A 22,370-nucleotide genomic window follows, 5' to 3' on the forward strand; every position below is an offset into this window, starting at 1 on the left:
AATATGAAAGTAGTATTTTTAGATAGAAAATTTAATCCTAATGAAATAAGTCTTGAAAAGCTTTTTGGTTTTATTAAGAAGAGTATTTCAAGCAAAGGAATATATATACAAAATATAGAAAATCCCTTTGGAAATGGCATTATTAATTTATTTAAAAGTATTTTATTTTATAGGAAATCAGTTAAGAATGATTCTATAGTTCATATTACAGGACAAATACATTTTGCTGCAATAGGTCTAAGAACGAAAAAAATAATAATAACTGTACACGATTTAGGACTTTATAAAAACTGGTCCTTTATGAGGTTTTTAATTTTTAAAATTTTTTGGATATATCTTCCATTTCGAAGGGCCAAAGTAATTGTTGCAATATCGGAAAAAACAAAGCAGGAAATTGCACAGATTATGCCGTCTGTGTTAAAAAAAAGTAGTTGTCGTTCCCAATTGCGTTACAATAGACATAGCAAAAGATATTGTAATAAATAGGGAAACAGTAGCGAAAGTACTTATAGTAGGTACACGCGAAAATAAAAATATAAAAAAATTCAATTAGTGCGTTGCATAATTTACAGGTCGAAGTTTTTATCGTAGGTAAATTAGAAAAAGAATATGAAGACCTGTTGCATTCAAATAAGATCAGGTATAAGAATTATTTCAATATCAGTGATGAAGAGCTAAAAATTTTATATCAAAAAGCAGATGTTTTATTGTTTGCCTCTATTTATGAAGGTTTTGGTCTGCCTATTCTGGAAGCCCAGGCACAAAACACTCTTGTCGTAACATCTAACATATTACCCATGAATGATGTTGCTGGTGAAGGTGCAATTTTGGTCGATCCTAATTCTATTGATGATATTAAAAAAGGACTCAATATTGCATTAACTCTTTCTAACGAAGAAAAAAATAGAAATGATCAGGAAAGGCAAAGAGAACCTAAAACGATTTAGTGTTGAAAATATTTCTAATCAATACATTAATATTTATGAGAAACTATAGCAATTTAATTCTGGGATTCCTATTGTTATTTTCAGTCTTAATTTTAGGACAGAATAAGACATCAATTATTGGAAATCAAAAATGGGTAGTTTCTTTAAAGGATTTCGGAGCAAAGGGTGATGGTATTTCAGATGACAGTGATGCTTTTCAAAAAGCAATCGATTTTTGCGAAACAAATAAAAGAAAAACATTGTTTATACCATTTGGTAGATATTTGCTGAAGAATAGTGTTAGTTTTAAAAATGGAGGAGTACAGCTTATAGGTGAAGGTGCTTTATTAAGAGAGGAAAGTTGGGTTAATGTGGAAAATAAAGCTAATAATACTGATAATATAAATAGCAGTGAATTTATCATTCCTAAAAATAGTACAGGAATCATTTTTGATAAAAATGTAAGAGATCCTATTAGAATAGCGGATATTCAGTTTAGAACTTTACAAAGTAGACAAACCGGGAATACTACAGCAATATTATTCAAATCCGAATGGGGAGGACCTACATGGCCTTTTATTATCGAAAGATGTCACTTTACAGGGTTTAACTTTGCCATAAAGTTTAGTGCACAGAATCAATATTTAGTTGCGTTTATACAACTTAGACAAAATGCATTTAATCAAAATGATGAATGTGTGTTTTTTTCAGATATTCAATCTAAAGGCGGTCCGGTTGGAATTAGAAACCTGGCTTGGGGGTTTATCTTTGAAAATAATATGTGCCATGATAATTCTAGAATTATCAGAGGAACTTTTGCTAAAGGAGAGGTAAATATCCGGAATAATAATATGGAAGGGAATATAAAATATGCTGACGGCAAATCTCCAGATTACATTGTAGATATGGAAATAAGCAACGCAACTGTAAATTTTGAAGGGAATCACTTTGAATCTGTTATTTCGGATGCAGTATATGTTTCCTCTGTTTTTAAAGATGGCAAAGGAATATATCTTCCTTTCAACAATACGACCGCTTTAAATCCGAAAAATAAAATTTTTATAAAAGGAAATAATTTTGATGGGATTTCAAATAATTATAAAGCATTTACATTAAAAGGAATTTTGGTTTATAATTATGATCAGGTAGATTTATTTTTAGATCAATGTGATTTGCGTATAAATGAAAGCAATGAAAAAAATATTTTTTTAACAGAATTTGCAAAAGAGAATGGTACAGTAATTAAAATCCCAATTAATACTAAAAAAGATACAGATAATAATCCTAGCAACAAAAAAGAAACATTGGCTAAGTATTTAAATGCAAATAGGCAATTTAAAAAAGTTACTGCATTTAATTTAAACGAAAAATTAACGAATGTAAAACCAGTAAAAGCTGAAGATAAATACTTAGTTGCTAATATTGAAGTAATAAATGAAATCGGGACTATGTTTTTAGGTTGGTCAACTACATTTGTAATTACTTATGAATTAAATAATGTAAAAAAAACTATCTCTAAATCAGTAAATGGTAATTATGGATTTAAACAAGGTAAGAATTTTAATATGGCAATAATCCCTAATTTTCTTCCTAAAAATGCACAAAATGCTTATTTTACTGCAATGATGGATTATAATAAAGATGTTTTAGCGAATACACATTTTTATTATAGTACAACTTCGGAATTATTTGTATCCCAGAATCCTGTTTTTGCATCAACAAGATAGAAAATGAAAAAAAATATAATTGTTTCAGGCGTTAATTTCTCAGAAGGCGGTCCATTAACTGTTATGAAGTCAGCACTAGAATTTTTAGATACTAGCCCCATTATAGCAGAGTATAATGTAATTGCACTTGTACATTCAAAAAAACTATATGATAACCTGAGGAATATTGAACTTTTAGAATTTCCCCATGTAAAAGAAGCATGGAAAAACAGAATTAAATTTGAATATTTTGAATGCAGAAGTTTATCGCAAAAACTAGATAGCCACCTCTGGTTGAGTCTACATGATATTACTCCAAATGTAATTTCAGAAAAACGTGCGGTGTATTGTCATAATGCTTCACCATTTTACAAACAGAATTTGTCTAACTTTTTAAATAATCCCAAGAGGTTTCTATATACAAAATTTTATAAACAACTTTATAGAATAAATATTCATAAAAAATGATTATGTAGTTGTTCAACAAAAATGGATAAAAGATGCGTTTTTAAGGCTTTTCAATCTTAAAAATGAAAAAGTAGTTGTAGCTTTACCTAATCAGGGAAAAGGAAATACTGAAAATGTAATTAAAAATTTTGCAGATGTAAAATCAAATGATTTTGTTTTTTTTTTACCCTGCTTTTCCTCGTGAATTTAAAAATTTTGAAATTATTTGTAAAGCAGTTGAAATATTAAAAGCAAAAGGAAAACAGAAGTTTAAGGTTAAATTAACAATTGATGGCTCAGAAAATCCCTATTCTAAAAATATTGTTGACCGGTTTTCTAAAAATAAAGAAATTGAATTTGCAGGATTATTGCCTAAAGATGAAGTTGAGGATAATTACGCTTTAGCAGATTGTTTAGTTTTTCCGTCAAAATTAGAAACCTGGGGTTTACCTATTTCAGAATTCAAAAAATATCATAAACCAATGCTGGTTGCTAACCTGCCCTATGCCTATGAAACTGTTGGGAACTATAGCAAAGTTCATTACTTTGATGTATTAAACGAACAAAAATTAGCAGAAAGTATGTTAGCTGTAATGGATGGAAGTATAAAAATATACTAACAAGGGAGATGTAAAATACGAAGAACCACTTTGTAGAAGCTGGGATGAGTTATTCAAATTATTATTAAAATGAATTTATTTAAAAGATATAGCATAATTGGATTGCTCCAAGTAATTATTTTTTAAAATAAGAAGCTTTTTTGTTTTTAAAAACGCAAGGTTAATAAGGTTTCCGATAGACATCAGAGGTAGAAAATATATATCAGTATCTAAAGGATTCACTACTGGAGTAGGGTGTAGAATTGAAGCTTATCCTGAAGACAACAAAACAACTTTATTCTTTGGAGAAAATTTTCAAATGAATGATTATGTGCATATTACGGCGATGGAAAAAGTTCAGATAGGAAATAATGTGCTTTTTGCAAGTAAAATCTATGTGTCTGATTGTTCACATGGTAGCTATGCAGGTGATAACAATGATTCTTCTCCTGACTCTATTCCGCATGAAAGGAAATTATTTTCAAAGCCAGTTATTATAGAAGATAATGTTTGGCTGGGAGAGTTTGTTTCCGTATTACCTGGTGTAACTATTGGTAAAGGTACAATAGTGGGTGCTAATTCTTTGGTTTCCAAAAGTCTGCCTCCATATGTTATAGCGGTAGGAATACCTGCAAAACCGATAAAAAAAATTTAATTTTATTACTAACAATTGGGAAAAAATATAAATACAATGAAAAATATACTGATTACAGGGGGAAGTGGTTTTATTGGAAGCAATCTGGCACTTAAGTTAATAGAAAAAGGGTACAATATCACAATTTTAGACAATCTTTCACCTCAAATTCATGGTGAAAACCCTGAAGTCACATCACCTTTATACCAAAGTATCAAAGATAAAGTGAATTTTATTAAAGGAACCGTAACTTCAAGGGAAGATTGGGAAAAAGCACTTACCGGGCAGCACGTTGTCGTACATCTGGCAGCTGAAACAGGAACGGGACAGTCTATGTATTGTATAGAAAAATATACCGAAGTAAATATACAAGGAACTGCCATTATGCTTGATTTATTGGCTAATCATAAAAACACAATTGAAAAAGTGGTCATCGCTTCTTCCAGATCTATTTACGGGGAAGGGAAATATCGTCATCCTGAACTGGGGATTGTTTATCCTTCCCATAGAAAGGAAAAAGATATGCTAAACGGAGACTTTGAAGTGAAATATCATGATGGTAAAATACTGGAATTGCTTGCTACAGATGAAAATTCAAAGATTCATCCTTCTTCCGTCTATGGAATTACCAAGCAAAACCAGGAACAAATGATTATGACGGTTTGTCCTACTATTGGAATTGCACCTGTAGCATTCAGATATCAGAATGTGTATGGCCCCGGACAGTCTCTTTCCAATCCATATACAGGTATTTTGTCTATATTTTCCACACAGATCAGAAATGGAAATGGAATCAAAATCTTTGAAGATGGAAAAGAAACAAGAGACTTTGTTTATATTGATGATGTGGTAAATGCCACTATTCTTGGGATTGAAAAAGAAGAAGCGAATGGGGAAGTTTTCAATGTAGGAACAGGTGTACCTACTGATGTCCTGACTGTTGCTAAAACCTTAATCAGTTCTTACGGAATAGAAGTTCCTGTTAGCATTACAGGAAACTTCAGATTAGGGGATATACGCCATAATTTTGCTGATCTTTCTAAAATAAATTCTAAACTAGGATTTGAACCTTCTGTATATTTTGAGGAAGGGATAAAAAATTTTTCAAGCTGGGTGCTTAAACAGGAAATTCAGGAGGACAAACTTAACAGTTCTTTAGAGGAGATGAAAGCAAAAGGTTTGTATAAATAACGAAAGTAAAAGATAAATGCTTCAGGGAAAAAATATTTTATTAATCTCCATCAAATTTTTTAATTACGAAAATTTAATAAAAAATCAGTTGGAAAGCATGGGCGCAAAGGTGGATCTGTTTGATGAAACGTCCATCAAATTCCTTTTTTAGCAAAGCTATAATTCGTATAAAGAAAGAAATATATTTCACTAAAATACATCAATATTTTAAGGAAATTATTGAAAAGATCAGAGATACGAAGTATGATTATTTTCTTTTAATCAAAGGAGAAGCTACCCCTAAATTTTTTCTGGATTTTCTAAAGGAAAATAATCCGGGGATTAAGTTCATCTTTTATACCTATGATTCCTTTAAAAACAATTCCAATGGGCTTGATATTCTGAATTATTTTGATAGCCGGTTTACATTTGATAATCTGGATGCCGTTGAATATAAAATGAGCTTTAGACCTTTATTTTTTGCTCAGGATTATGGAGAACTTAACGGGAAAGATGAGAACAATAAGTACGATCTGGCTTTTATAGGAACTGCTCATTCTGATCGTTATTCGATTAGCGAGCAGGCAAAAGCATGGTGCAGCAAACACCAGTTAAAAATGTTTACATTTTATTATTCACCCAGTAAAATTCTTTTTAAATATAAAAAGGCTACCGATAAGAATTTTAAAAATTTTGACTATAAAAATATTTCATTTAATAGCTTGTCTCACCATGAAATTATTGATGTTTACCGTAATACAAAAGTGATTCTGGATATCAATCATCCGGGACAGAATGGATTGACAATGAGGACGTTTGAGACTTTGGGAGCAGGTAGGAAATTAATTACCACCAACCCTAAAATCAAAGAATATCCTTTTTACGACCCTCAGAATATTTATGTCATCGAAAGAGGAAATATTGTATTGGAGGAAAATTTTTTTAAATCAGACTTTAAAAATATTAATTCTGAGATCAGAGAAAGTATGTCATTAAAAGGATGGGTAAATGAAGTATTCGGTCTCTCATCTATTAAACATTGGGAACAGGTCTTAAAAAAATAATATGAATATATCCGTTTTAGGAGCTTCAGGCTTCGTCGGTAAGAATCTTATTAAAGCCGGTCTACTGGATCATAACTTTCAAGGAGCGTCTCTTAGGGATCCTTCCTGGAAGAAAAATGTGGAAACTTCAGAAGTGGTGATTAATTTAATCGGTAAAGCACACGATCATCAGGGAACAGCTTCTGAAAATGATTATTATTTTGCTAATGTGGAGCTCGTTAAAGAAATATTTAATGTGTTTATATATTCCAAGGCTAAACTTTTTATACATATAAGCTCAATAGCTGCATTAGAAGAATTTGAATCTCAAATACCATTACAGGAACAAAGAGATTGTAACCCTGTTTCTGTATATGGTAAAACAAAAAGAGAGGCGGAGAAATGGCTTTTAGAACAAAAACTTCCAGAGGATAAAAAAGTAATTATATTAAGACCACCTATGATCCATGGGCCAGGAGATAAAGGAAACCTGGGACTACTATACAAGATCATTTCAAAAGGTATCCCATATCCGTTGGAATCATTTGATAATAACAGGTCATTTTTATCGATTGATAATTTTAATTTTTATATCTCGGAAATTATTAAAAATAATGATAAAATGATATCCGGAATTTATCATATTTGCGATGATGAGCCAATTTCAACTAAAAGTATTATCACCATCATCAAGAACGTAACCCATAAAAAAAACAATCAGCTTATCCATCCCTAAATCTGTAATATTAGGAATAGCAAAAATAGGAGATATTCTTCCTCTCCCTATTAATACAAAAAGAGTGAAGAAAATGACAAGTAATCTATTAGTCTCCAATCAGAAAATAAAATCAATATTAAAGATTGATAAAATGCCTATAACGGCCGAACAGGGACTTGTTAAAACCATAAAAAGCTTTCACTCAAAATAATGGAATATATCTTAGTTACAATCATACTGTTTATTTCAATTCTGATATACTTCAGAATTGCTGACAAATATAACATTATAGATAAGCCGAACCACAGAAGTGCACATACACAAATCACACTAAGAGGAGGAGGAATCATTTTTCCGATAGCTTTTATTGTTTTTTGTCTATTCAACATCAAAGAATCTGTTGAGGAATACTGGGCTTTTGGTTTGGGTTTACTGGCAATTTGTACCATAAGTTTTATAGATGATATCAGAACATTATCTAATAAAATAAGGCTTTCTGTTCACCTTGTTTCGGTCATTTTGTTATTATATTTTACAGGGGCATTCAGTTTGATGCCTTTTTGGGTATGGCCAATTCTATTTATATTGATTATCGGAACTCTTAATGCTTATAATTTTATGGATGGAATTAATGGTATGACGGGTACCTATAGCCTTGTGACATTAAGTTCACTAGCTTACATTAACAGAGAAGTGATTCAGTTTACGGACAATAATTTTATTTACTACCCTCTATTAGCTTGTTTGGTTTTCTTGTTTTTTTAATTTCAGAAAAAAAGCAAAATGCTTTGCAGGGGATGTCGGAAGTATGGGAATAGGATTTTGGGTTATAGGGTTGATCACTTTGCTCATTATGAGAACAGGAGAATATAAATATATACTCCTTTTAGCTATTTATGGGATGGAAGTGGTGCTTACCATCATTGAAAGAATATTGTTGAAAGAAAATATTTTTGAAGCTCATAGAAGACATTTATATCAGCTTTTCGCCAATGAAAAAAAAGTTTCTCATTTAGTGATTAGTAGCGTTTATTCGATTTTACAATTGATGATCAATGTCTTTTTAATCCAGTCACAACTTCCTATTTGGGCTATTGTCCTGACTATTTTTATCCCTACTGGAGCTTTATATCTGGGATTGAAATTAAATTTAAAAAAGAAATATAGTTTATAAAATAAATAACACTTAATATGAAAATAAGAGAAACTCCTTTAAAGGACTGTTATGTAATAGAACCAACAATCTTTGAAGATGACAGAGGTTACTTCTTTGAAAAATATAATGAAAAAAAAATTTGAAGAATTAACAGGTATGAATGGTCATTTTGTACAGGATAATATTTCAAAATCGTCCTATGGAGTATTAAGAGGATTACATCTGCAAAAAGGTGAACATGCGCAGGCAAAATTAGTATCTTGTCTGGAAGGTAAGGTTTTTGACGTTGCTGTAGATCTTCGCAGAAATTCTCCAACTTTTGGAAAATGGTATGGAATTGAGCTTACCCCTGAAAATAAATTGCAGTTATATGTTCCAAGAGGCTTTGGACATGGTTTTTCTGTATTAAGCGAAACCGCCATTTTTTCTTATAAATGTGATAACTTTTATAACAAAGAATCGGAAGGAAGTGTAATCTGGAATGATCCGGATCTTAATATAGACTGGAAGCTACCTTTAGATATTGTACAGCTATCAGATAAAGATAGGGGTTTGCCAACATTTGCCGAAGGAAACTTTTAATTAAAATATTGAAAACCACTTTTCTGAAGTGGTTTTTTATTTTTTTTGATTTCTGCTCTGTCAATATTTCGTATCTTTGCAGACTCAAAATCAAAAAGATGCGTACAAAATCTGTAGGGAAGAAGAAAATCAATGTAGTTACTCTTGGATGCTCCAAGAATGTCTATGATTCTGAAGTATTAATGAGCCAGCTGAAAGCCAATGGTAAAGAAGTGGTTCATGAAGATCGTGGTGATATTGTTGTGATCAATACCTGCGGATTTATAGATAATGCTAAAGAAGAATCCATTAATACTATCCTTGATTATGTAGAAGCCAAAAACAGGGGAGAGGTAGAAAAAGTATTTGTTACAGGATGCCTTTCCGAAAGATATAAGCCGGATCTGGTAAAAGAAATTCCGGATGTAGATCAATATTTTGGGACCAGAGATTTACCCGTTCTGCTTAAACATCTTGGAGCAGATTACAAACACGAACTGGTGGGAGAAAGACTTACAACAACTCCCAAGCATTACGCATATCTTAAAATCTCAGAAGGATGTGACAGGCCATGCTCTTTTTGCGCTATTCCCTTAATGAGAGGAGGACACGTTTCCACGCCTATTGAAAAATTGGTCTCTGAAGCTCAGAAGTTGGCTAAGAAAGGAACAAAAGAACTGATTCTGATTGCTCAGGATCTTACTTATTACGGGTTGGATCTTTATAAAAAAAGAGCCCTCGGAGATCTTCTGAAAGAATTGGTAAAAGTAGAAGGAGTAGAGTGGATTCGTCTTCATTATGCATTTCCAAGCGGTTTTCCGGAAGATGTATTAGATATCATCCGTGAAGAACCAAAAGTATGTAATTACATAGATATTCCGCTTCAGCATATCAATTCCGATCTTTTGAAATCGATGAAGAGAGGAACAACTCATGAAAAAACAAATGCTCTTCTGGCTAAATTCAGAGAAAAAGTTCCGGATATGGCTATCAGGACTACCCTGATTGTAGGGTATCCCGGAGAAACAGAAGAGAGGTTCCAGGAATTAAAAAATTGGGTAAAAGAACAAAAATTTGACAGATTGGGATGCTTTACCTATTCCCATGAAGAAAATACAACAGCTCATGTACTGGATGATGATATCCCGCAGGAAGTAAAAGAGGCCAGGGTAGAAGAGATTATGGAGCTGCAATCACAAATCTCTTGGGAAAAGAATCAGGAAAAAATAGGGAAAACATTCAGGTGTATCTTTGACCGTAAAGAAGGAAACTACTTTATAGGAAGAACGGAATATGACTCTCCTGATGTGGATAATACGGTTTTGGTTTCGGCAGAAGATACCTATATTTCTATAGGTGAATTTGCCAATGTTATCATCACTTCAGCTGAGGAGTTCGACTTATATGGAGAATTAGTATAAAAAAAGAACAATAATTGCTAATTATAAGACAATATACTTCATTGCTTCACATATACTAAAAAAATATGAATAAAATTTAATATATGTGTTTTTATTTAATTTGAATTTATATTGTTGTTTATCAGGTTTTTATGTGATATTGTTGTTTGTATTTTTTAATTTTCTTTCATGAAAGTATAAAAAATTAAAAAATTATATCTTAAATTTGCGCCTGAAGCAATGTTTTTAAATCATGTGCTTTCAACAAGTTATTTATTAATTTGATGCTGAATACACAATAAGTTGAATTATTTTTGTGTATCTTAGCTCCAAGATGATAAGCGCAAGTTGATATGCATCTTCCTTTTTGGAAATATTGATGGAAAATAATGTAATTAAAATCTTTAAAAACTTATGAAAAAATTTTTATTAACAGCAACTATGCTGGTTTGCCTTTCGGCACTTTCCAAGGCTCAGCAAGGGCGTGTAGGGATTAACACAACCACACCCGCCGCAACATTAGATGTAGTAGCTAATACTGCAGATAATACAAAACCTGATGCCGTATTGGTCCCTCGTATGACAAGAGCTCAGCTGGCTGCTAAAGATGCTGCCTATGTAGCTGAACAAAACGGTGCTCTTACTTTTGTTACCACTATTGATGGTACTGCTACTGCTAAAACTACAAACGTAACAGCAGTAGGGTTCTATTACTATGATGCTCCATCTTCCACATGGAAAACATTAGGAGGAGGTGCTGCACTTCCTACTCCAACTTACAGAACTGTAGCTGGAGCAGCGCTGGTTACACTTTTACCAAGTGATGTTGGGAATGTAGTTTTATTCTCAGGAGGAGTTTCAGGTGATATCAAATTACCAACTCCGGATGCTTCTATGGTAGGGAAAAAACTGACAATTGTTGAATTATCAGGTATTTCACAGAACTTAACAAATCAAAACGCAAACTACAAGACTAATACTTTCTCTAGTCTTCAGCAGTTTGGTTCTGAATTTATTACAGACGGAACAAACTGGTATTCCCTTGCTGGTCAATAATCAAAATACAATAATTTATTAAATTAATTAAAGATGAAAAATTTAAAATATATCGCTGTAGCTTTGATTATTTCTTCTGTTGGAAATACGCTTTCAGCACAAATTAAAGGTAACCAGGCATATTCAGGTTCAAGTATTCCCGTATCATCAGCTTTCATTGATGCTTCAGTTACAAATACAGTTAATAACGCGAACTTAGGTAAAGGTTTTATTTTCCCTAGAGCAGATCTTACCCAATTGGTTTTAGCTAACCAGGGTACTTTATATAATGCATCGAACAACCCGAACAGATTTGACGGGATGATTGTATATAACACAACAGCGGGTAATACTCCTGCTACAGGTTCAGGTGTAGGAAATCAGGCAGTAACTCCAGGGTTCTATTATTTCTCAAACCCAGGAAGCCCTACTTCCACTACAGGTGGACAATGGTTGCCAATGGGTGGAAACAATAGCAGTGCGAAAGTAAACATTCTTCCTACTGAAACTGTTACCAATACATTAGTAAATAATGCACAGGTATATGCTATCAAAGGAACTTTTACTACAACAGGTAACTCTACGGCAGTAAATATTCCTGCCCCTGCCGGAATGACGTCTCTGTATGGTATTACAATTTACAAAGCCGGTACTAATGTAGTGTATGATAGAAGCTTGTATTCTTATACCGTAGCAACTACTGCAGGAAACGCTATTACAGGATCTCCAAGTATGTCTGTCGTTTATCCGGCTGATACTTATGATTACGTATTAGAATATTTAAAATAAAAGAATTTATTTAATTACATAAAAAAAACCAATGAGTCTCTCATTGGTTTTTGTTTTTTATTATTAGAGATCAAGAGTTTGGATCAGTTTCAAAAATTGGAAGCTAAGCAAAGTTTAGTTAATGAATAGAAAAATGTTTGAAGTTAAGAATTAGAATTTACTGATGAATATTCAATAGAAACGGACTTAGTCCGTTTTTGAAAATTATATCTTCCATTAGCTTAAGCCAAAACTTAATGAGAAACCCCTGTTATTGGGAAAATCTCCTATGTTGTGGCAGCATCATTGAGCTCTCATAAATGTGATAGATTAAATTTACCAATGGTATAAACACAAAGAGCATTTTTTGTAAATGAGCTAGAAAGTAATAAAGTCACTAGAAAGATTAAATGAAGCAGGTTCTATTTTTTGTAACCCTTACAATATAACACAGAAATTCTTTGTGTGAAAAGTAAAAGATACAAAGTACAAATATTCTAATTCCCCCAACCTTGCATCTAATCCGGAATTTAGCAATAATGTATGCTTTTATATACTGGCTGATTCATTTCAAATGTGTACTGATCAGTGTCGGCCATACATTATAAACAGACAAAACTAAACGGTTTTTAACGAAATTATGTTGTATTTAACTTATTGTTATTCAAATGTTTATAAAAGTTAATTTTTTAAATTATGCACAAAGTAGTTAATTATGTTAACTTTTAAGCTGTTTTTTTAACGTTTTTTAACAATACACCTGAAAACGGCTATTAAAAGGAGATTACAAGGATTGTTAACATATAATTTGGTTTTTATTAACGCTTTTTAACTTTTCGGCTGTGGACTTTAGCAGATTCCTGATACTTTTGCTCTGTCAAAAACCAATAAAAGTTCAAAGTGATGAAAAGATTCATTCTCGTAATCATAATGATGATTTCAACCTTAGGTATTTACTCATTTACGAATAATGCCTTAGATGCGAAAAAAACAAGTTATGCATCGTACTACCACGATAAATTTAACGGTAGAAAAACCGCCAGCGGAGAAATCTTTGATAACTCAAAGTTTACCGCAGCCAACAGAACGCTTCCATTTGGAACAAACATTAAGGTAACCAACCTTAGGAATGGTAAAGAAGTGATAGTAAGAATTAATGACAGAGGACCTTTCCATTCATCAAGATCTTTAGACATGTCTAAAGCTGCGTTCGACGAAATCGGAGATATCAGTAGAGGTACAATTCCGGTGGAGTATGAAATTGTCGATTAATTTTATGATTTAAATTAATAAAAACCAGCTGAAAAGCTGGTTTTTTGTATTTATGATTATTATTTGTTTTAAATGTCTAGTTCCAATAGTGCAGGGCAATGATCAGAATGTACCGCTTCTTTTAAAATAGCGGCTCTGCTTAATTTATCCTTCAAACTATAAGAGGTGAAATTATAATCCAGTCTCCAGCCTTTATTCTTGGCTCTGGAATTCTGACGGTAGCTCCACCAGGTATAATTATCAGGTTCATTATTAAAATATCTGAAGCTGTCAATCAGTTCGCATTCGTTGATGAAATTGGTCATCCATTCTCTTTCCATAGGAAGAAACCCTGATACATTTTTTAAGCGGACAGGATCATGGATATCAATTGCCTCATGACAGATATTAAAATCTCCGGATATGATTAGGTTGGGAATCTCTTTTTTCAGATTTTTTATATACTCTAAAAAGTCATGGCAAAACTGCATTTTAAAATCCAGTCTTTCAATATTGGTGGCAGAAGGTACATAAACTGAAATAGCAGAATAGCCGTCAAAATCAGCACGGATAATTCTTCCTTCGCTATCGTAGCTTTCAATACCACAACCATACTCTATATGATTAGGTTTGATTTTTGAAGCAATTCCCACCCCGCTGTAGCCTTTTCTTATTGCAGAATGCCAATAACTGTGATATCCTAGTTTTTCCAGGCTTTCAATATCAATCTGATCATTTCCGGCTTTACTTTCCTGGATGCAGATGATGTCAGGGTCGGCAGCTTTTAACCAGCCCAGGAAATCTTTGGTGAAAGCAGCCCGGATTCCGTTAACGTTGTATGTAATTAATTTCATGAGTCTTTTATAAAGAATTTAAAAATTTTCATTGTAAGGCACTCTACTTGGCATAAGTAAGTGAAATAACAAGCATGACTTATTTTTTACGAAGATATGAACTCTTGAAGACTATAAAAAAAGAAGCGGAAAAAATCGATCGATTTTTTCCGCTCCAAACCCAATATTAAATAAACTATGAAAAAAACTACTTGGGTTCTAAAATGCTTATAGGAATAATACACTCTTCCAGTGAAATTCCTCCATGTTGATATGTTTCTTTATAATAATTTACAAAGTGATTGTAATTCTTCGGATAGGCAAGGAAAATATTATTTTTGGCAAAAATATATTTAGAGCTGAGATTTCCTTTTGGCAGGAACAGTTTTTCCGGGTTGGTGATAGCCCATACATCACTATCATCATAGGTTAAGCTTTTACCGGTTTTATAACGGATATTGGTAGAGGTTTCCCTGTCTCCTACCACTTTGCTTGGCTTTTTTACATAAACAGTTCCATGATCTGTTGTGATCACCAATTTATATCCGTTTTCAGCCGCTGTTTTGATAATTTTCATCAATGAAGAATTTTCAAACCAGTTGAAGGTAAGGGACCGGAAAGTTTTATCATCACGGATAAGCTGGTCTACAATATGATTGTCCGTTTTAGCATGGGACAGGATATCAATAAAGTTATAGACAATAACCAACAGATCATTGTTCTTATGCTGATTAAAATCGTCGTAGATTTTTCTTTCAAAATCAGCATTCAATACTTTAAGATATTTCATGGATTTGGATCCAAGACCGATCCTTTTCATCTGGTCTTCCAGAAAATCCCGCTCAAATTCATTTTTGTTTCCTTCCTCATTATCATTAAACCATTTTTCAGGAAAACGCTTCTCAATTTCTGATGGCATCAGGCCGGCAAAGAATGAGTTTCTTGCATATTGCGTAGCAGTAGGAAGAATACTGTAATAGTAGTCTTCTGATATTTTATTGTAATATTTTGTAAATAAAGGTTCAATAACTTTCCATTGATCATAACGAAGATTGTCAACCATCAATAAAAGCACTTTTTCTTTTTCAACCTCAGGTTTTACTTTCTCTTTGAAAAGAGTGTGACTCATGATAGGTTTATCTGAATCTGTAAGCCAGTTTTCGTAATTCTTTTCAATGAACTTGGCAAACTGGATATTGGCTTCCTCCTTTTGTGATTGTAAAAGATCAGCGAATTCATTGTCTGCAACCTTATCAAATTTGATTTCCCAACTGAGAATTTTCTTATAATACTCTGCCCAATCCTGGTATGTTCTCAGGTAAGAAAGTTCCATCGAAAGGTTTCTGAATTCCTGCTGATACTGCAAAATTGTTTTTTGTTCAACAAGGTTTTCCTGTTGGAGATTTTTCTTTAATGAAAGAAGGATCTGATTCGGATTTACCGGTTTCAGGATATAATCGGCAATTTGGGAGCCTATTGCTTCTTCCATAATGTGCTCCTCCTCGCTTTTGGTAACCATTACTATTTTTAAGGAATTATCTTTTTCCTTAATCATAGGAATTGCTTCCAGTCCGGAAATGCCCGGCATATTCTCATCAATTAATGTTAATGCAAACTTCTCAGAATCCATAAGCTCTAAAGCTTCATTCACATTATTAACAGGGGTTACCTGGTAACCCTTTTTTTCTAAAAAATACGATATGAGGTTTAAGTAAATCTATTTCATCATCGATCCATAATATCTTTTCTGACATAATTTATTTTTTACATGGTTATTGTATCAAAATGTTGACCAAATCCTTTTAAAATCTCACAAATTAGGAAGATTAAAAGTTAAATATTAGTTAAATGAAAATCCATATCAGGACATCCTGTATCTGCACTATTATTCATTGGTTTTTATGTAATGCAAAGCTCTTTCCAGAACTTCGTCTTTACCTTCTTTAAGCCCCTCTATAGTCGGTCTTACAATGATATCCGGAATAATGCCGATTCTTTGTGTTTCCCTGCCATCGGGGTAATAAGCCCCGAGACCTGTAAAGCGGGTGTCAAGACCTGCAATTTTAAAAGTAATGACATCTCCGTTAGCTCCGGAAGTATTGCTGCCAATCACTTTGGCTTTCGGATGCTGCTTTAGCATCATTACGGTTGTTTCAGCCTGGCTTTGGGTACTCTCGTTTACCAAACGACTACATTTCCTTTATAGTATTCAGGATTATTCCTCCCGATACTGTTGGTGATGCTATAAAACTTCCCGGGATAATTGGTTTCAGGAAAATTAAACCGGTAATAAGGGACGGTTGCGGGTAGCAGTAATCTGCTTAAAGGAATAATGGTCTGTCTGGGATAATTTCTGAGATCAAATATAATAGATTGGGCAGACTTCAGACTCCCGTACATTTCATCCAGATCTTCCTTTTCAATGATCCCCATATCCACGTAGCCGGTTTTCTTTTCAGGATCAATGAATTTCCACTTGGCGGGAGCTATACTTTTTTCAGTGATAATATCCTTACTATAATAGGTTTTCGCAGTTACCATCAAGTTTTGCCCGCTCCTTTCGATTTTCATGGCCACGGAATCTTTAGGACTCATAAGAAAAAAGTTTTTTACTTTATGGAGTTTCCCCCACGAATTGGATGCAGGTACATATTGTGCAAAACTGTTAACCATTTCCGGGATGGTTTTACCTTCAATATCATAAATCACATCTCCAATGTTCAGCAGGCTTTTTTCGCGAAAACGGGTAGAATTGATTTTCGTAACCAGCAATTTCCCTTCCGCATAAGAATATTCTACAGGAACTTTTCTGTTTCCATAAAGAGAAAGACTGATATGTTTTGAGTAAAGATAAGCATGGGAATCATCAGTTTTTGCAACTAATTCGGCTAAAGCCAGATGGTAACTTTCATCATTGTTTGCCAGAAGGAATTTAGGGATCATTTCCGTAAGGACATCATTCCAAGGCTGGTCCGTTTCGTATTTATAAGGGAAAAAATACTCAATATAATTCCAGTATCTGAATAGCTCCAGCAGAGCAATTGACTTAGAAGTATACCCAGCTCCGTAAGACTTTTCATTCCGGAAATATATTTTTCTGTTTCCTACACCGAAATAATAATGATCTCCGGTATTCCTGTTGTTTTCGATATAGTGGAGTTTTTCAGAAATTTTTTTTACTAAAAACATCAGAATTGTCGATCCAGCCCAGGTCGAAGTTTTTTAAAAAATAGGACTTTCCCTCAATTACTTTACATTTTTTGCAGGCCGGAACATTTCCCAGGCTTTCAATCCATTGGGAATACAATTTATTTAAAGCTTTTTTATCATTAATCTCTTTAAGTTCATCTATTTTATGGAGCAGTTGTCTGTCCCATTCAAGGTTGCCCTTTGCCACACTGGGATGATAATATTTGAATGTTTTTAAACTCCATTTCTTCTCAAAAATTTAATAACCACTCAAATTTAAAATGCCTAACTTTGTTTACTAATTATGACGTTGCAATGCAGAATAAGCTAAAGATCATCAACGATCCTGTTCACGGATTTATCAAGATCCCACACGAAATTTTATTTGATATCATTGAACATCCTTACTTTCAGAGATTGAGAAGAATCGGGCAGACCGGACTTTTAAACCTGATTTTTCCGGGAGCCACCCACACAAGGTTTCATCATGCACTGGGAGCGATGCATTTGATGTTTACAGCATTGGAAACATTAAAGCAGAAAGGAGTAAAAATTTCCGAAGAAGAAGAAAAAGGGGCAATGCTGGCTATTCTGATGCATGATATTGGTCATGGTCCCTTTTCCCATGCCTTGGAAAGTATGCTGATGGATGACTGGCATCATGAAAACCTTTCGTTATTATTGATGAATAAGCTGAATGATGAATTTCAGGGACAATTATCTGTCGCTATTGAAATGTTTCAGGGGAAATACCATAGAAAGTTTTTTAATCAGCTGATTTCATCTCAATTGGATGTAGACCGGTTGGATTATTTGAAAAGAGACAGTTTTTTTACAGGCGTATCGGAAGGGAACATCAACACACAAAGGATTATTTCAATGATGAATGTCTGCGAAGAAGGAGAGCTGGTTATTGATGCAAAAGGAATTTATTCTATTGAAAACTTTCTAACGGCCAGAATGTTTATGTATTGGCAGGTATACTATCATAAAACCTCTGCTCTGGCGGAATACCTTTTGGTAAAAATTCTGGAAAGAGCCAAGCTTCTGGTTTCCCAGGGAATAAACCTTCCGGCTACTGAAAATCTGAAATACTTTTTATATCGTGAAAAAAGCGCTGCAACAGATGAAGACATCGAAAGATTTACCAGGCTTGATGATAATGATATTATTCATGCGATGAAAGAATGGCAGCATTCGGATGATTTTATTTTATCATATTGGTGTGCTTGTGTGATCGGGAGAAACCTTCCGAAAACTATCATTTCATCCCATCCGTTTGATAAGGAGGTGATTGCTGAAAAAATAAAAAAGACTAATGAATTTTTCGGAATCGGCAATGGTGAAGCACTGGTACATGAAATTAAAAGAAAACTGCTGCCTTACAATACCGAAAAACAGCCCATTTATTTACTACAGAAAAATGGAAAAAAAACACGGCTGCATGAGTCGGAAGATCAGCTTTTATCAGGTTTAATGGTGCATAAGACCACAAGATATATCCTCATGTTTCCAAGGGATATTTCCCGGTAAGATTCTTAAAAATTATTAAAATTTACGATCTGAAATTAAAACATGTTTGCAAATTCTAGAATTTCTTATCTTTGCAGAATATGGAATTTACAGCTTCGCAAATTGCAAGTTTTATTGACGGAAAAATAATAGGTGACGAGAACGCACTTATTAAAGGGGTTTCACCAATCGAAAATGGGGAATCAGGACATCTTTCTTTTATAGCACAAGATCGTTTTTCTCATTTTTTAGATACCTCAAAATGTTCCGTTATTATTGTTTCGGAAAAACTTCTGGTTAAAGATACTTATACTCCTACCTTAATCGTTGTAAAAGATGCCTATCTGTCTTTCCAGGTTCTGATGAATTTATATCAGGAGATGAAAGGAAGAAAAGAAGGTATTGAAAACGGATCATCTATTCACGATACAGCCGTAATAGGTGATAAAGCTTATATCGGGGCGTTTACCTATGTTTCGGAAAAGGCTAAAATAGGAGAAGGATCACAGATTTATCCTCATGTATATATAGGAAAGGGAGTGAAAATCGGTAAAAACTGTAAAATAGACAGTGGAGCCAGAATTTATGATTACTGTGTCATCGGAGACAATTGTGTCATCCATTCCAATACGGTAGTAGGAGGGGATGGATTTGGTTTTCAACCAACAGCGGAAGGGTTTAAGAAAATCCCTCAATTAGGAAATGTCATTATTGAAGATGATGTTGAAATAGGGTCAAACTGCAGTATAGACCGGGCTACAATCGGTTCTACAATTATTGGGAAAGGAACCAAAATTGATAACCTGATCCAGATTGCCCATAATGTGAAAATCGGTCAGAATAACGTGATTGCAGCACAGGCGGGAATCGCAGGTTCCACTACAATAGGAGACTGGAATCAGATTGGAGGTCAGGTAGGAATTGTGGGACATATTAAAATAGGAAATCAGGTGAAAATTCAGGCTCAGAGTGGTGTGAATTCCAGCGTTAATGATAAAGAAACACTGTATGGATCTCCGGCAATTAGTTATAATGACTATTTGAGAAGCTATGTTCATTTTAGAAGTTTCCCTGAAATTGTAAGCAGAATAAATAATCTTGAGAATAACTCAAAAGATAATACTAATGAGTGATATGCAAAAAACACTCCAGCAAGAGGTAACTCTTTCTGGAATTGGTCTTCATACGGGTAGAGAAGTAAAACTTACCATTAAGCCTGCAAAAGAAAATACAGGTTTTGTATTTGTAAGAACAGACCTGGAGGGAAGTCCCCAGGTGGAAGCAGATGTAAATTATGTTGTAGCAACAGAGAGAGGAACAACATTAGAGAAACTGGGAGTAAAGATTACAACTTGTGAACATCTCCTGGCAGCTTTAGTAGGTTGCGATATTGATAACGCAATTTTAGAAATGGATGCTTCCGAACCCCCGATTTTAGACGGATCCTCGAAATTCTTCGTAGAAGCGATCGAAAGCGTTGGGGTAGTGGATCAAAATGTAGCCAGAGAATATCTGGTAATTAAAGAAGTTCTTACGTACAGTGACCCGGCAACCGGTTCGGAGATCACAATTATTCCTTCAGATACTTACGAAGTAACAACAATGGTAGATTTTGGCACTAAAGTGCTGGGAACCCAAAATGCCACCCTAAAAAATATTTCCGAATTTAAAGACGAAATTTCTTCTGCAAGAACCTTTAGTTTCCTGCACGAGTTGGAAATGCTTTTAGATCACGGATTAATCAAAGGAGGAGATATTTCCAATGCCATTGTCTATGTAGATAAAGACCTTACTCCGGAAACTACAGAAAAACTGAAAAAAGCATTTGGGAAAGATAATGTTTCTATCAGGCCTAACGGGATATTGGATAATTTAAATTTAAACTATCCGAATGAAGCGGCAAGACATAAATTACTTGATGTAATCGGTGATTTAGCTCTGGCCGGAGTGAAAATAAAAGGAAAGGTTATTGCCAACAAACCCGGGCATTATGTAAATACTCAGTTTGCAAAAAAATTAAACCGTCAGTGGAAATTGCAGAAAAAGAAAAAACGTTCCGGACTTTGATTTAACCAAAGAGCCGGTATTTGATATCAACGGCATTATGAAGCTTATGCCTCACAGGCCTCCATTCTTATTGATTGATAAAGTCCTTGAACTTTCTGATTCTCATGTTGTAGGTTTGAAAAATGTGACAATGAATGAACCTTTCTTCGTAGGACATTTTCCTAAGGAGCCTGTAATGCCTGGTGTTCTTCAGGTGGAAGCGCTGGCACAGACCGGAGGTATTCTGGTACTGGCAAGTGTTCCGGATCCTGAAAACTATTCTACTTATTTTATTAAAATCGATAAAGTAAAATTCAAAAGAAAAGTAGTTCCGGGAGATACCATTATTTTCAAAATTGAATTGATAGAGCCGATCAGAAGAGGTATCGTTCATATGCAGGGATACGGATATGTAGGAGATACAGTAGCAGTAGAAGCAGAGCTAATGGCTCAAGTTGCAAAAAATAAAGTTGATTAAATGATTCATCAATTAGCAGCCGTAGATAAAACGCGCAAAAATCAGCAAAAATGTAATTGTAGAACCTTTTACAACAATTGCAGGGGACGTAGAAATTGGAGAAGGAACATGGATAGGCCCCAACGTTACCATCATGGACGGAGCGAGAATTGGAAGAGATTGCAAAATCTTTCCGGGAACAGTTATTTCTGCCATTCCTCAGGACTTAAAATTTGATGGAGAAGATACACAGACAATCATTGGTGATAATACAACTCTGAGAGAATGTGTAACGGTAAACAGAGGAACCAAGGCATTAGGATATACAAAAGTAGGAAGCAATTGCCTTATCATGGCAACTTCGCATGTCGCTCACGACTGTATCATAGGAGATAACGTGATTATTGCGAATGGCTGCGGTATTGCCGGACATGTGGAAATCGGGGATTTTACCGTAATGGGCGGATTATCTGCCGTTCAGCAGTTTGGTAAAATCGGAAAACATACCATGATATCCGGCGGATCTTTGATCAGAAAAGATATTCCTCCTTATGTGAAAGTCGCCAGAGATCCTATCTCTTATGCAGGAATCAATTCTGTTGGTTTAAGAAGAAGAGGTTTTTCCAATGAGAAAATTTTTGAAATTCAAAAGATTTACAGGGCTATTTTCCAAATGAAAATGAACGTTTCCCAGGCTTTGGCATACATTGAAAAAGAAATGTTACCTACTGCTGAGAGAGACGAGATTCTTCAGTTTATCCAGAACTCACCGAGAGGTATTGTAAAAGGATACGGGACAAGTAAAGACAGCAACTAAAGAAATACCAAGGCAAAAGGCAAAGAAAGTTGAAAATGCAGATTCTGCAAATTTGGTATTCACCATGGCCGGTTAAAATTTAATAAAAACAAGATAATATAA

General features: G+C 34.0%; 21 protein-coding genes and 4 pseudogenes. 20 read left to right on the forward strand and 5 right to left on the reverse strand.

Features of this window, described 5'->3' with window-relative positions; all coding sequences use genetic code 11:
• Nucleotides 1-3: 3 nt before the first annotated feature.
• The 16 genes and pseudogenes from HX13_RS23330 to HX13_RS03855 all read left to right on the forward strand — a co-directional run bounded on the left by HX13_RS23330 (nucleotide 4) and on the right by HX13_RS03855 (nucleotide 13,435).
• The gene (locus tag HX13_RS23330; protein ID WP_238555013.1) at nucleotides 4-486 is read left to right on the forward strand and encodes a hypothetical protein; all 483 of its coding nucleotides are present in this window, start codon (nucleotides 4-6) and stop codon (nucleotides 484-486) included.
• A gap of 71 nt (nucleotides 487-557) precedes the next feature.
• A complete protein-coding gene (locus tag HX13_RS23335) occupies nucleotides 558-947 on the forward strand; it encodes a glycosyltransferase (protein WP_238555014.1) in 390 nt (129 codons plus the stop codon).
• Nucleotides 948-982: 35 nt separating this feature from the next.
• Nucleotides 983-2,653, forward strand: coding sequence for a glycosyl hydrolase family 28-related protein (locus HX13_RS03795; RefSeq protein ID WP_050019965.1), 1,671 nt, complete (start codon nucleotides 983-985; stop codon nucleotides 2,651-2,653).
• 3 nt (nucleotides 2,654-2,656) lie between these two features.
• Nucleotides 2,657-3,100, forward strand: a complete 444-nt coding sequence (locus HX13_RS03800; protein ID WP_050019966.1) for a hypothetical protein — start codon at nucleotides 2,657-2,659, stop codon at nucleotides 3,098-3,100.
• 146 nt (nucleotides 3,101-3,246) lie between these two features.
• Complete coding sequence (locus HX13_RS03805) at nucleotides 3,247-3,699, forward strand: glycosyltransferase (RefSeq protein WP_050019967.1); 453 nt, start codon at nucleotides 3,247-3,249, stop codon at nucleotides 3,697-3,699.
• Between the two features lie 298 nt (nucleotides 3,700-3,997).
• Nucleotides 3,998-4,333 (forward strand): DapH/DapD/GlmU-related protein, encoded by a 336-nt coding sequence (locus tag HX13_RS23340; protein WP_238555015.1) that lies wholly within the window; start codon nucleotides 3,998-4,000, stop codon nucleotides 4,331-4,333.
• A 36-nt stretch (nucleotides 4,334-4,369) separates the two neighbouring features.
• Entirely contained in the window at nucleotides 4,370-5,503 is a 1,134-nt protein-coding gene (locus HX13_RS03815) for an NAD-dependent epimerase/dehydratase family protein (RefSeq protein WP_050020449.1), read from the forward strand.
• Between the two features lie 122 nt (nucleotides 5,504-5,625).
• A complete protein-coding gene (locus HX13_RS03820) occupies nucleotides 5,626-6,546 on the forward strand; it encodes a hypothetical protein (RefSeq protein WP_050019968.1) in 921 nt (306 codons plus the stop codon).
• 1 nt (nucleotide 6,547) lies between these two features.
• The gene (locus tag HX13_RS03825; protein WP_202962903.1) at nucleotides 6,548-7,261 is read left to right on the forward strand and encodes an NAD-dependent epimerase/dehydratase family protein; all 714 of its coding nucleotides are present in this window, start codon (nucleotides 6,548-6,550) and stop codon (nucleotides 7,259-7,261) included.
• 192 nt (nucleotides 7,262-7,453) lie between these two features.
• Complete coding sequence (locus tag HX13_RS23345) at nucleotides 7,454-8,008, forward strand: hypothetical protein (RefSeq protein WP_238555016.1); 555 nt, start codon at nucleotides 7,454-7,456, stop codon at nucleotides 8,006-8,008.
• 43 nt (nucleotides 8,009-8,051) lie between these two features.
• Nucleotides 8,052-8,417 carry a hypothetical protein gene (locus tag HX13_RS23350; RefSeq protein ID WP_238555017.1) on the forward strand — a complete coding sequence of 122 codons (366 nt, stop codon included), beginning with the start codon at nucleotides 8,052-8,054 and terminating at the stop codon, nucleotides 8,415-8,417.
• Between the two features lie 17 nt (nucleotides 8,418-8,434).
• Nucleotides 8,435-8,981 (forward strand): annotated as a pseudogene (gene rfbC / locus HX13_RS03835) (dTDP-4-dehydrorhamnose 3,5-epimerase).
• A 98-nt stretch (nucleotides 8,982-9,079) separates the two neighbouring features.
• A complete protein-coding gene (gene rimO / locus HX13_RS03840) occupies nucleotides 9,080-10,381 on the forward strand; it encodes a 30S ribosomal protein S12 methylthiotransferase RimO (RefSeq protein ID WP_050020450.1) in 1,302 nt (433 codons plus the stop codon).
• A gap of 393 nt (nucleotides 10,382-10,774) precedes the next feature.
• Nucleotides 10,775-11,416, forward strand: a complete 642-nt coding sequence (locus HX13_RS03845; RefSeq protein ID WP_050019969.1) for a hypothetical protein — start codon at nucleotides 10,775-10,777, stop codon at nucleotides 11,414-11,416.
• Between the two features lie 33 nt (nucleotides 11,417-11,449).
• Nucleotides 11,450-12,184, forward strand: a complete 735-nt coding sequence (locus tag HX13_RS03850; RefSeq protein ID WP_050019970.1) for a hypothetical protein — start codon at nucleotides 11,450-11,452, stop codon at nucleotides 12,182-12,184.
• Nucleotides 12,185-13,063: 879 nt separating this feature from the next.
• Nucleotides 13,064-13,435, forward strand: coding sequence for a septal ring lytic transglycosylase RlpA family protein (locus HX13_RS03855; RefSeq protein ID WP_050019971.1), 372 nt, complete (start codon nucleotides 13,064-13,066; stop codon nucleotides 13,433-13,435).
• A 68-nt stretch (nucleotides 13,436-13,503) separates the two neighbouring features.
• Here HX13_RS03855 and HX13_RS03860 read toward each other — a convergent pair whose 3' ends face one another.
• From HX13_RS03860 to HX13_RS03880, 5 genes and pseudogenes are all read right to left on the reverse strand, one after another.
• Nucleotides 13,504-14,268, reverse strand: coding sequence for an exodeoxyribonuclease III (locus HX13_RS03860; protein WP_050019972.1), 765 nt, complete (start codon nucleotides 14,266-14,268; stop codon nucleotides 13,504-13,506).
• A gap of 187 nt (nucleotides 14,269-14,455) precedes the next feature.
• A pseudogene (locus HX13_RS03865) lies at nucleotides 14,456-16,001 on the reverse strand (PglZ domain-containing protein).
• A gap of 131 nt (nucleotides 16,002-16,132) precedes the next feature.
• Entirely contained in the window at nucleotides 16,133-16,432 is a 300-nt protein-coding gene (locus HX13_RS03870; RefSeq protein WP_050019973.1) for a S41 family peptidase, read from the reverse strand.
• Entirely contained in the window at nucleotides 16,426-17,436 is a 1,011-nt protein-coding gene (locus tag HX13_RS03875; RefSeq protein WP_050019974.1) for a hypothetical protein, read from the reverse strand. Before HX13_RS03875 ends, HX13_RS03870 begins: the two co-directional genes overlap by 7 nt.
• Nucleotides 17,411-17,644: a hypothetical protein gene (locus HX13_RS03880; protein ID WP_050019975.1), complete on the reverse strand. Its 234-nt coding sequence runs from the start codon at nucleotides 17,642-17,644 to the stop codon at nucleotides 17,411-17,413. Before HX13_RS03880 ends, HX13_RS03875 begins: the two co-directional genes overlap by 26 nt.
• A gap of 107 nt (nucleotides 17,645-17,751) precedes the next feature.
• On the opposite strand from HX13_RS03880, the gene HX13_RS03885 reads away from it, so the two are divergent.
• The 4 genes and pseudogenes from HX13_RS03885 (at nucleotide 17,752) to lpxA (ending at nucleotide 22,268) form a co-directional block, all read left to right on the forward strand.
• Nucleotides 17,752-18,969, forward strand: coding sequence for an HD domain-containing protein (locus tag HX13_RS03885; protein ID WP_050020451.1), 1,218 nt, complete (start codon nucleotides 17,752-17,754; stop codon nucleotides 18,967-18,969).
• An 80-nt stretch (nucleotides 18,970-19,049) separates the two neighbouring features.
• Nucleotides 19,050-20,081 (forward strand): UDP-3-O-(3-hydroxymyristoyl)glucosamine N-acyltransferase, encoded by a 1,032-nt coding sequence (lpxD, locus tag HX13_RS03890; protein WP_050019976.1) that lies wholly within the window; start codon nucleotides 19,050-19,052, stop codon nucleotides 20,079-20,081.
• Nucleotides 20,074-21,472 (forward strand): annotated as a pseudogene (locus HX13_RS03895) (bifunctional UDP-3-O-[3-hydroxymyristoyl] N-acetylglucosamine deacetylase/3-hydroxyacyl-ACP dehydratase). Before lpxD ends, HX13_RS03895 begins: the two are co-directional and overlap by 8 nt.
• Nucleotides 21,473-22,268, forward strand: a pseudogene (gene lpxA, locus HX13_RS03900) (acyl-ACP--UDP-N-acetylglucosamine O-acyltransferase).
• Nucleotides 22,269-22,370 lie beyond the last annotated feature (102 nt).

It is taken from the genome of Chryseobacterium sp. P1-3 (assembly GCF_000738495.1).
GTDB classification, from domain to species: Bacteria; Bacteroidota; Bacteroidia; order Flavobacteriales; family Weeksellaceae; genus Chryseobacterium; species Chryseobacterium gallinarum.